11 protein-coding genes are annotated in these 8,945 nt (G+C 73.2%); 3 read left to right on the top strand and 8 right to left on the bottom strand.

Annotation, left to right across the window (positions count from 1 at the left end; all coding sequences use genetic code 11):
- Window positions 1–37: 37 nt before the first annotated feature.
- Genes hisF through hisD form a run of 8 tightly spaced genes read right to left on the bottom strand, consistent with a single transcriptional unit; the run spans window position 38 to window position 5,870 of the window.
- Window positions 38–808, bottom strand: coding sequence for an imidazole glycerol phosphate synthase subunit HisF (gene hisF, locus ACYVE9_RS09125; protein ID WP_461027243.1), 771 nt, complete (start codon window positions 806–808; stop codon window positions 38–40).
- Entirely contained in the window at window positions 805–1,254 is a 450-nt protein-coding gene (locus ACYVE9_RS09130; RefSeq protein ID WP_461027244.1) for a RidA family protein, read from the bottom strand. Before ACYVE9_RS09130 ends, hisF begins: the two co-directional genes overlap by 4 nt.
- Window positions 1,251–1,997 carry a bifunctional 1-(5-phosphoribosyl)-5-((5-phosphoribosylamino)methylideneamino)imidazole-4-carboxamide isomerase/phosphoribosylanthranilate isomerase PriA gene (gene priA / locus ACYVE9_RS09135; protein ID WP_461027245.1) on the bottom strand — a complete coding sequence of 249 codons (747 nt, stop codon included), beginning with the start codon at window positions 1,995–1,997 and terminating at the stop codon, window positions 1,251–1,253. The genes ACYVE9_RS09130 and priA overlap by 4 nt, the downstream gene beginning before the upstream one ends.
- On the bottom strand, window positions 1,997–2,638 hold the full coding sequence (gene hisH / locus ACYVE9_RS09140; RefSeq protein WP_461027246.1) for an imidazole glycerol phosphate synthase subunit HisH: 642 nt from the start codon (window positions 2,636–2,638) through the stop codon (window positions 1,997–1,999). Before hisH ends, priA begins: the two co-directional genes overlap by 1 nt.
- A gap of 5 nt (window positions 2,639–2,643) precedes the next feature.
- Window positions 2,644–2,799 (bottom strand): hypothetical protein, encoded by a 156-nt coding sequence (locus ACYVE9_RS09145; RefSeq protein WP_461027247.1) that lies wholly within the window; start codon window positions 2,797–2,799, stop codon window positions 2,644–2,646.
- A gap of 31 nt (window positions 2,800–2,830) precedes the next feature.
- Complete coding sequence (gene hisB / locus ACYVE9_RS09150; protein ID WP_461027248.1) at window positions 2,831–3,424, bottom strand: imidazoleglycerol-phosphate dehydratase HisB; 594 nt, start codon at window positions 3,422–3,424, stop codon at window positions 2,831–2,833.
- Window positions 3,421–4,545 (bottom strand): histidinol-phosphate transaminase, encoded by a 1,125-nt coding sequence (locus tag ACYVE9_RS09155; RefSeq protein ID WP_461027249.1) that lies wholly within the window; start codon window positions 4,543–4,545, stop codon window positions 3,421–3,423. Before ACYVE9_RS09155 ends, hisB begins: the two co-directional genes overlap by 4 nt.
- A complete protein-coding gene (hisD, locus tag ACYVE9_RS09160) occupies window positions 4,542–5,870 on the bottom strand; it encodes a histidinol dehydrogenase (protein WP_461027252.1) in 1,329 nt (442 codons plus the stop codon). The genes ACYVE9_RS09155 and hisD overlap by 4 nt, the downstream gene beginning before the upstream one ends.
- A 187-nt stretch (window positions 5,871–6,057) precedes the next feature.
- Between hisD and ACYVE9_RS09165 the strand changes: the two genes are divergently transcribed.
- From ACYVE9_RS09165 to ybaK, 3 genes are all read left to right on the top strand, one after another.
- Window positions 6,058–7,674: an oxidoreductase gene (locus ACYVE9_RS09165; protein WP_461027250.1), complete on the top strand. Its 1,617-nt coding sequence runs from the start codon at window positions 6,058–6,060 to the stop codon at window positions 7,672–7,674.
- Window positions 7,675–7,706: 32 nt separating this feature from the next.
- Window positions 7,707–8,450 (top strand): LON peptidase substrate-binding domain-containing protein, encoded by a 744-nt coding sequence (locus ACYVE9_RS09170; protein WP_461027251.1) that lies wholly within the window; start codon window positions 7,707–7,709, stop codon window positions 8,448–8,450.
- A 42-nt stretch (window positions 8,451–8,492) separates the two neighbouring features.
- Window positions 8,493–8,945 (top strand): Cys-tRNA(Pro) deacylase (gene ybaK, locus ACYVE9_RS09175; RefSeq protein ID WP_461027253.1); only part of this gene is annotated, 453 nt, incomplete at its 3' end.

An 8,945-nucleotide genomic window follows, 5' to 3' on the forward strand; every position in this document is an offset into this window, starting at 1 on the left:
GGGACGCAACGCGCCCCGGGCCTGTGGACGGTGGCGGTCAGCGGACCGGGTGGCCGGCTTGCCTGAGGGCGTCCTTGACCTGGCCGATGCGCAGGTCCCCGAAGTGGAAGACGGACGCGGCGAGCACCGCGTCGGCGCCGGCTTCGACGGCGGGCGGGAAGTCGGCCAGCCGGCCGGCGCCGCCGGAGGCGATGACCGGGATGGTCACCCGGGCGCGTACGGCCCGGATCATCTCGGTGTCGTAGCCGTCCTTGGTGCCGTCGGCGTCCATGGAGTTGAGCAGGATCTCCCCGGCGCCCAGCGCGGCGGCCCGCTCGGCCCACTCGACGGCGTCGATGCCGGTGCCCTTGCGGCCGCCGTGCGTGGTGACCTCGAACCCGCTGGCCGGCCCGCCCTCCCCGGTGGTGCGCCGGGCGTCCACCGACAGGACCAGGACCTGGCGCCCGAAGCGCTCGGCGATCTCCTTGATCAGTTCGGGGCGGTTGATGGCGGCCGTGTTGACGCCGACCTTGTCCGCGCCGGCCCGCAGCAACCGGTCGACGTCCTCGGTGGTCCGCACGCCGCCGCCGACGGTGAGCGGGATGAAGACCTGCTCGGCGGTGCGCCGCACCACGTCGTAGGTCGTCTCCCGGTTGCCGGAGGAGGCGGTGATGTCCAGGAAGGTCAGCTCGTCGGCGCCCTCCGCGTCGTAGACCTTCGCCATCTCGACCGGGTCGCCGGCGTCCCGCAGGTTCTGGAAGTTCACGCCCTTGACGACGCGGCCACCGTCGACGTCCAGGCAGGGGATGACTCGTACGGCCAGGGTCACGAGGATTCTCCTTCTGCGGTCCGGGGGCTCTCCCCGGACCGTGCGGCGTCGGGCCCGGAGGCCGGGTCCCGGTACGCCTCCACTTCCACCTCGACCAGCACCCGGGAGTCGACGAAGCCGGACACCACCACGAGTGTGGTGGCGGGCCGGGCCTCGTCGAAGATCTCCTTGTGGGCCCGCCCGACCGCGTCCACGTCGCGGGCGTGCGCCAGGTACAGCCGGGTGCGGACCACCGAGGTGCGGTCCAGTCCGAACGGTTCGAGCGCGGCGAGCGCGTGCCGCAGCGCCCATCTCGCCTGCTCGTAGGGGTCGCCCTCACCCTGGACCGCGCCGTCGGCGAACGGCATGGTGCCCGCGACGAGGACCCGGTCACCGGCGGCGACCGCGCGTGCGAAGCCGATCGACTCCTCCCAGGGGCTGTCGGACCGCACGCGCTCGATGGTCATCCGGAAACCGCCTCCAACGCCTCTTCCAGGGTGAACGCCTTGGCGTACAGGGCCTTGCCTACGATGGCGCCCTCCACCCCCTCGGGGACCAGGGTGGCGATGGCCCGCAGGTCGTCGAGGGAGGAGACGCCGCCGGAGGCCACGACGGGCCGGTCGGTGGCGGCACACACGTTGCGCAGCAGTTCCAGGTTGGGGCCCTGGAGCGTGCCGTCCTTGTTGATGTCGGTGACGACGTAGCGGGCGCAGCCCTCGGAGTCCAGCCGGGCGAGCGTCTCGTAGAGGTCGCCGCCGTCGCGGGTCCAGCCCCGGCCGCGCAGTGTGGTGCCGCGCACGTCGAGGCCGACGGCGATGCGGTCGCCGTGCTCGGCGATGATCTTCGCGACCCACTCCGGGCTCTCCAGCGCGGCGGTGCCCAGGTTGACGCGGGTGCAGCCGGTGGCGAGCGCGGCGGCGAGCGAGTCGTCGTCGCGGATGCCGCCGGACAGTTCCACCTTGAGGTCCATGGCGCGGGCGACCTCGGTGATCCGGGCGCGGTTGTCGCCGGTGCCGAACGCGGCGTCGAGGTCCACCAGGTGCAGCCACTCGGCGCCGGCCGACTGCCAGGCGAGGGCGGCCTGGAGGGGGTCGCCGTAGGAGGTCTCGGAGCCGGACTCTCCGTGCACCAGGCGCACGGCCTGCCCGTCGCGGACGTCCACGGCGGGCAGCAGTTCGAGCTTGGGCAGGTCGGGTGTCACGTCGGACATCAGAGCGTCTCGATCCAGTTGGTCAGCAGCTGGGCCCCGGCGTCGCCGGACTTCTCGGGGTGGAACTGGGTGGCCCACAGCGGGCCGTTCTCGACCGCCGCGACGAAGCGTTCACCGTGGGTGGCCCAGGTGACCTTCGGCGCGCGGATGTGCGGGTTGGTCGTCTCCAGCTCCCAGTCGTGCGCGGCGTAGGAGTGGACGAAGTAGAAGCGGGCGTCCGGGTCGAGCCCGGCGAACAGCCGGGAGTCGGCGGGTGCCTCGACGGTGTTCCAGCCCATGTGCGGCACGACGTCCGCCTTGAGCGGGCCGACCGTGCCGGGCCACTCGTCGAGCCCTTCGGCTTCGACGCCGTGCTCGATGCCGCGCTGGAACAGGATCTGCATGCCGACGCAGATGCCCATGACGGGTCGGCCGCCGGCGAGCCTGCGGCCGACGACCCAGTCGCCCCGGGCCTGCTTCAGTCCGGTCATGCAGGCGGCGAAGGCGCCGACGCCGGGCACGAGCAGCCCGTCGGCGGCCATCGCCCGGTCGTAGTCGCCGGTGATCTCCACGTCGGCGCCCGCCCGGGCGAGGGCCCGCTCGGCGGAGCGCACGTTGCCGAAGCCGTAGTCGAAGACGACCACCTCGGGTGCCTTGCTCACGCTCATCACTCCAGTCGCAGGATGCCGGCCACCAGCGCCAGCGCGGCGCAGGCGCCGAGCAGCACCACCACTCCCTTGGGCAGCTGCTGCTTCCAGAAGGAGATGGCACCGCCCAGCAGGAAGAGGCCGACGAAGATCAGCAGGGTGGAGACGGTGTTCACGGAGTGGGTGCCCTTCCGTCCGTCGCCGCGCTCACAGGGCGCCCTTGGTGGAGGGGATGCCCGTCTGCCGGGGGTCGATCTCGGAGGCGTACCGCAGGGCCCTGGCCAGCGCCTTGAACTGGCACTCCACGATGTGGTGGGCGTTGCGGCCGTAGGGCACGTGCACGTGCAGCGCGACCTGCGCCTGCGCCACGAAGGACTCCAGGATGTGCCGGGTCATGGTGGTGTCGTAGTCGGGGCCGATCATCGGCGCCATGCCCTCGGGCTCACTGTGCACCAGGTAGGGGCGCCCGGAGAGGTCCACCGTCACGTTGGCGAGCGACTCGTCCAGCGGCACCGAGGCGTTCGCGAAGCGGACGATGCCGCGCTTGTCGCCGAGGGCCTGCCGGAACGCGGCGCCCAGCGCGAGGCTGGTGTCCTCGATGGTGTGGTGGCTGTCGATGTGGAGGTCGCCCTCGGTCTTGACTGTGAGGTCGAACAGACCGTGGCGGCCGAGCTGGTCGAGCATGTGGTCGAAGAATCCGACCCCGGTCGACACGTCGACCTTTCCGCTGCCGTCGAGGTCGATCTCGACGGTGACGGAGGTCTCCTTGGTGGCGCGTTCCACGCGACCCACGCGGTTCATGGCTTGTTCTCCTTCGTCACTGCGCGTACCGCGTCGAGGAACGCGTCGTTCTCTGCGGGGGTGCCCGCGGTGACCCGCAGCCGGCCGGGCACCCCGTTGTCCCGGACCAGCACGCCGTGCTCCAGCAGGGCCTGCCAGACGGCGTGCGCGCCGCCTTCGCCGTCGAAGCGCCCGAACTGGACGAAGTTGGCGTCCGAGTCGGTGACCTCGCAGCCCATCGCCCGCAGCTCGGTGACCAGCCGGTCCCGTTCGGCCTTGAGCTGTTCGACGTACCCCAGCAGCGTATCGGTGTGCTCCAGCGCCGCGAGCGCGGTGGCCTGGGTGACGGCCGACAGGTGGTACGGCAGGCGGACCAGCTGCACGGCGTCGACCACGGCCGGGTCGGCGGCGAGATACCCCAGCCGCAGACCGGCGGCGCCGAACGCCTTGGACATCGTGCGGGAGAGCACCAGGTTGCGGCGGCCGTCGATCAGCGGCAGCAGCGAGGGGTGGTGGCTGAACTCGCCGTACGCCTCGTCGACGACGACCAGGGCGCCCGCACCGCCCTTGGCGCGCTGCGCGGCGTCGTACAGGGCCAGGACGGTGTCCGCCTCGACGGCGGTGCCGGTCGGGTTGTTCGGTGACACGACGAACACCACGTCGGGCCGGTGCTCGGCGATGACCCGCTCGGCGGCGGCGACGTCGATGGTGAAGTCCTCGCGGCGCGGCCCGGACAGCCAGCCGGTGCCGGTGCCGCGCGCGATGAGGGCGTGCATGGAGTACGACGGTTCGAAGCCGAGCGCGGTGCGGCCCGGCCCGCCGAACGCCTGGAGCAGCTGCTGGAGGACCTCGTTGGAGCCGTTCGCGGCCCACACGTTCTCCCGCCCGACCGGGTGGCCCGCGGTCCGGGTCAGGTACTGGGCGAGTCCGCCGCGCAGCTCCAGCGCGTCCCGGTCGGGGTAGCGGTTGAGCTGCCGGGCGGCCTCGGTGACGCGCTCGGCGATCCGCCGGACCAGCGGCTCGGGCAGCGGGTACGGGTTCTCGTTGGTGTTGAGCCGGACCGGGACGTCGAGCTGCGGGGCGCCGTAGGGCGACTTGCCGCGCAGCTCGTCCCTGATGGGCAGTTCGTCGATGCCGGTCACGCCTCGGGCACCTTCCAGTCGAACCGGGCCTTGAGCGCGGCACCGTGCGCGGGCAGGTCCTCCGCCTCGGCGAGCGTCACCACGTGGTGGGTGACGTCGGCGAGCGCGTCGCGGCTGTAGTCCACGACGTGGATGCCGCGCAGGAAGGACTGCACGGACAGGCCCGAGGAGTGGCAGGCGCAGCCGCCGGTGGGCAGCACGTGGTTGGAGCCGGCGCAGTAGTCGCCGAGCGAGACCGGCGACCAGGGGCCGACGAACACCGCTCCGGCGTTGCGCACCCGGGCGGCGACGTCGGCGGCCTGCTCGGTCTGGATCTCCAGGTGCTCGGCGGCGTAGGCGTCGACGACAGCCAGCCCGTGGTCGAGGTCGTCGACGAGGACGACGGCGGACTGGCGGCCGTTCAGCGCCTCGGTGATGCGTTCGGTGTGCTTCGTCGCGGCGACCTGGGTGCGCAGTTCGGCGTCGACCGCGTCGGCCAGCGCCGGTGACGGCGTCACCAGCACGGCGGCGGCGAGCGTGTCGTGCTCGGCCTGGCTGATCAGGTCGGCGGCGAGGTGGGCCGGGTCGGCCGTGTCGTCGGCGAGGATCGCGATCTCGGTGGGGCCGGCCTCGGCGTCGATGCCGATGCGGCCCTTCAGCAGCCGCTTGGCGGCGGCGACCCAGATGTTGCCGGGACCGGTGACGAGGTCGGCCGGCCGGCACTCCTCGGTGCCGTACGCGAACATGGCGACGGCCTGGGCACCGCCGGCGGCGTACACCTCGTCGATGCCGAGCAGCGCGCAGGCGGCGAGGATCGTCGGGTGCGGCAGGCCGCCGAAGTCGGCCTGCGGCGGCGACGACACGGCGAGCGAGGCGACGCCGGCCTCCTGGGCGGGCACCACGTTCATGACCACCGACGACGGGTAGACCGCCTTGCCGCCGGGCACGTACAGGCCGACCCGCTCGACCGGCACCCAGCGTTCGGTGACGGTGCCGCCGGGCACCACGGTGACGGTGTGGTCGGTGCGGCGCTGCTCCCGGTGCACGATGCGGGCCCGCCGGACGGACTCCTCCAGCGCGGCGCGCACCGCCGGGTCGAGTTCGGCGAGCGCGGTGGCCAGGGCCTCGGCGGGCACCCGGACCTGCTCGATGCGCACACCGTCGAAGCGCTCGGCGTACTCGATCAGCGCCGCGGTGCCACGATGGTGGACGTCCTCGCAGATCGGCCGCACCTTCTCGAGGGCGGTCTCCACGTCGAACTCGGCGCGGGGGAGCAGGTCGCGGTCGATGCCGCCGGGGGAGGCGGCGCCGCGCAGGTCGATTCGGGCCAGAGAGATTGCTTGCAGCACGCTGCCAGTCTCTCAGATCGGCTCAGCCGACCGAGCCGCCGTACCGAGGCGTGATACGGGTGTCCACCCCGGTCCACCGCCCCGGTCCACCACTCCCGTGCCCGGCGACGTGCTTCACCCACGGTGTGCGGGTATGAACCGGGTGAGACGAACGGATCCGACCTGGACGGGAGCGGGGGACGTGGTGAGTGAGCCGCCCGAAAGCGGCGAGCCGCCTGCCGAGCTGCGGTTGACCACCGCGGAGTGGGGTCTGTGGCAGGCGTTCCGGAACGGCACCAGGCACGAGTTGCGCACGGGCGATCCGGCCCGTGACGATCCGTGCAGTGACCAGCTGTGGGGACCGCAGCGCACCGTGCGCGCCCGGGTGATCGCGCTGCTGCTGCTGCACGGTCCGCCGCCGCTGCTGGGCCGGGTGAGCGCGCTGCACCTGTCGGGCGCGCTGATCACCGGCCGGCTCGACCTCTCCGGCGGCGCCGTCCAGCCCTACTTCGAGCTGCGGCACTGCCGGTTCGAGCAGGAGGTGCTGCTCGCGCAGTGCCGGATGTCGACCGGGCGGCTCATCGACTGCCGCATACCGCGGCTGGAGGCCGCCCGGGCCACCTCCGACGGGGACCTGCACCTGTCCCGCTGCACGGTTCCCGGCGGCGTCCGGCTCACCGACGCCAACATCGGCAGCGACCTGGTGCTCAACGAGGCGACCGTCGGCCACGGCAACCGGGTCAGGTCGATCTCCGCCGACGGGCTGACCGTCGGCCAGGACCTCCAGGCCGGGCTGCTGCTCGCCACCGGGGAGGTGAGCCTGCGCGGCGCCCAGATCGGCGGTTCGCTGTTCCTCTACGGCAGTGTGCTGCGCAACCGGCACGGCCGGTACGCGCTGCACGCCCCGGAGATGCACGTCGCCCGGTTCGCGCACTTCACGCCCTCCGGGCCGGCCACGACCGCGTACGCGCTGGGGGTCACACCGCCCAGCGGCACGGGCCTGCTGCCGTCGGCCCGGGACGGTCTCGGTGCGGCGCGGTCCCGGCCGTTCCAGTGCACCGGCGGGGTGAAGCTGGACGACGGCCGGTTCGGTGACTCCCTCGTCCTGGAGAACGCCCGCTTCCGCATGGAGCGCGGTCAGGAGCTGTCCCTGCGGCGGGTGCAGACCCCGGAGCTGTGCTTCACGCCGGAGCGGCCTCAGCAGGGGCGGGTGGTGCTGTCCGGGGCGACGGTGGGCAACCTGGTGGACCGGCAGTCGAGCTGGCCGCTGCACGGCGGCCTGTGGATGGCCGGGTTCACCTACGACAACCTGATCCCGGTCGGGCCGTTCCCGCTGGAGCAGCGCCTGCGGTGGCTGGACGCGGCCACACCCGAGTACTCCCCCGAGCCGTACGAGCAGCTGGCCACGGTGCTGCGCAACGGCGGTGAGGACGCGGAGGCGCGGCGGGTGCTGCTGGCCAAGCAGCGCCGCCGCCGGGAGACGCTGCCGCCGGCCGGCAAGGTGTGGGGCCACCTCCAGGACTGGACGGTCGCCTACGGCTACCGGCCCGGCCAGGCCGCGCTGTGGATGGCCGCGCTGTGGGCGTCGAGCGCGCTGTACTTCGCCGGCCGCCCGCCCGAGCCGCGCAACCACGACGCCCCGCACTGGAACGCGTCGATCTACGCCCTGGACCTGCTGCTGCCGTTGATCAACCTCGGTCACGACACCGCGTGGAATCCGGCGGGCCATCTCCAGTGGGTGGCTGTGGCGCTCACCCTCAGCGGGTGGGTGCTGGCCACCACGGTGGCCGCGGGGGCGACCCGGCTGCTCCGGCGGCAGTAGCCGGACACCGGGCGGGTTTAGGCTGGCCGACTGTGACCACCACGCGCCTTCCGCTCTTTCCGCTCAACTCGGTGCTGTTCCCGGGGCTCGTGATGCCGCTGCACGTGTTCGAACCGCGTTACCGCGCCCTGGTGGGCGACCTGTTGGCGATCTCCGAGGAGGAGCCGCGGCTGTTCGGCGTGATCGCGATCCGGGACGGCCACGAGGTCGCCGCGACCGGCGCGGGCCTCCCCGACGGCCGCCCGGCCCCGGAGGCCGCCGCGGCGTCCGGGTTCGGTGACGACCCGCTGGCGGCGTTCTACGAGGTGGGCTGCATCGCCGACGCCTCCACCGTCCAGGAACGTGAGGACGGTGACGGCTACGAGCTGCTGGCGACCGGCACCACCCGGTTCCGGCTGCGCTCGGTGGACGCCTCCGGCCCCTACCTGGTGGGTGAGGTCGAGGCGCTGGCGGAGGACAGCGGGGAGGGCGCCGGCACACTCGCCGCCGGGGTGCTGCGCGCCTTCCGCACGTACCAGAAGCGGCTGGCCGGGGCACGGGAGCGGTCCCTCGCCGCGGACCAGGAGCTGCCCGAGGAGCCGTCGGTGGTCTCCTACCTGGTCGCTGCCGCGACGGTGCTGGGGACGTCCGCGAAGCAGCGGCTGCTGGAGGCCGAGGACACCGCGACGAGGCTCTCCGAGGAGCTGGAAATGCTGAGGCGGGAGAGCGCGGTCATCGGTAAGATCCCCTCGCTGCCGGCGGCGGACCTCACCCGCCGGCCCACCAGCCCCAACTGATCGCGAGGCGTCGCCGTGACCCGGTCCCGCAAGAAGGCCGCCGTGGCCCGGATCCGCAAGGGTGCGCAGGCCGGCGGCACTCCCGCCACCGTGGCCCTCGCCGATGCCGGCGTCGAGTACACCGTGCACGCCTACGAGCACGACCCGGCGGCCGACTCCTACGGTGAGGAGGCCGCGGCGGCTCTCGGCGTGCCGGCGGACCGGGTCTACAAGACGCTGGTCGCCGACGTGGACGGCACGTTGACGGTGGCGGTGGTTCCCGTCTCGGGTCTGCTGGACCTCAAGGCGCTCGCCGCGGCCGTCGGCGGCAAGCGCGCGGCGATGGCCGACCCGGCGCTGGCCGAGCGCACCACCGGCTACGTGCGCGGCGGTATCTCGCCGTTGGGCCAGCGCAAGCGGCTGCCGACGGTGGTGGACACGTCGGCGGCGGAGCACACCACGGTGTGCGTCTCCGCCGGCCGCCGGGGGCTGGAGATCGAGCTGGCCCCCGCCGAC

It is taken from the genome of Streptomyces sparsus (assembly GCF_054776295.1).

Bases quoted from the DNA above. Each gene is read 5' to 3' on its own strand.
- ACYVE9_RS09130 (WP_461027244.1), bottom strand. From the start codon at position 1,254: ATGACCATCGAGCGCGTGCGGTCCGACAGCCCCTGGGAGGAGTCGATC.
- priA (WP_461027245.1), bottom strand. From the start codon at position 1,997: ATGTCCGACGTGACACCCGACCTGCCCAAGCTCGAACTGCTGCCCGCC.
- hisB (WP_461027248.1), bottom strand. From the start codon at position 3,424: ATGAACCGCGTGGGTCGCGTGGAACGCGCCACCAAGGAGACCTCCGTC.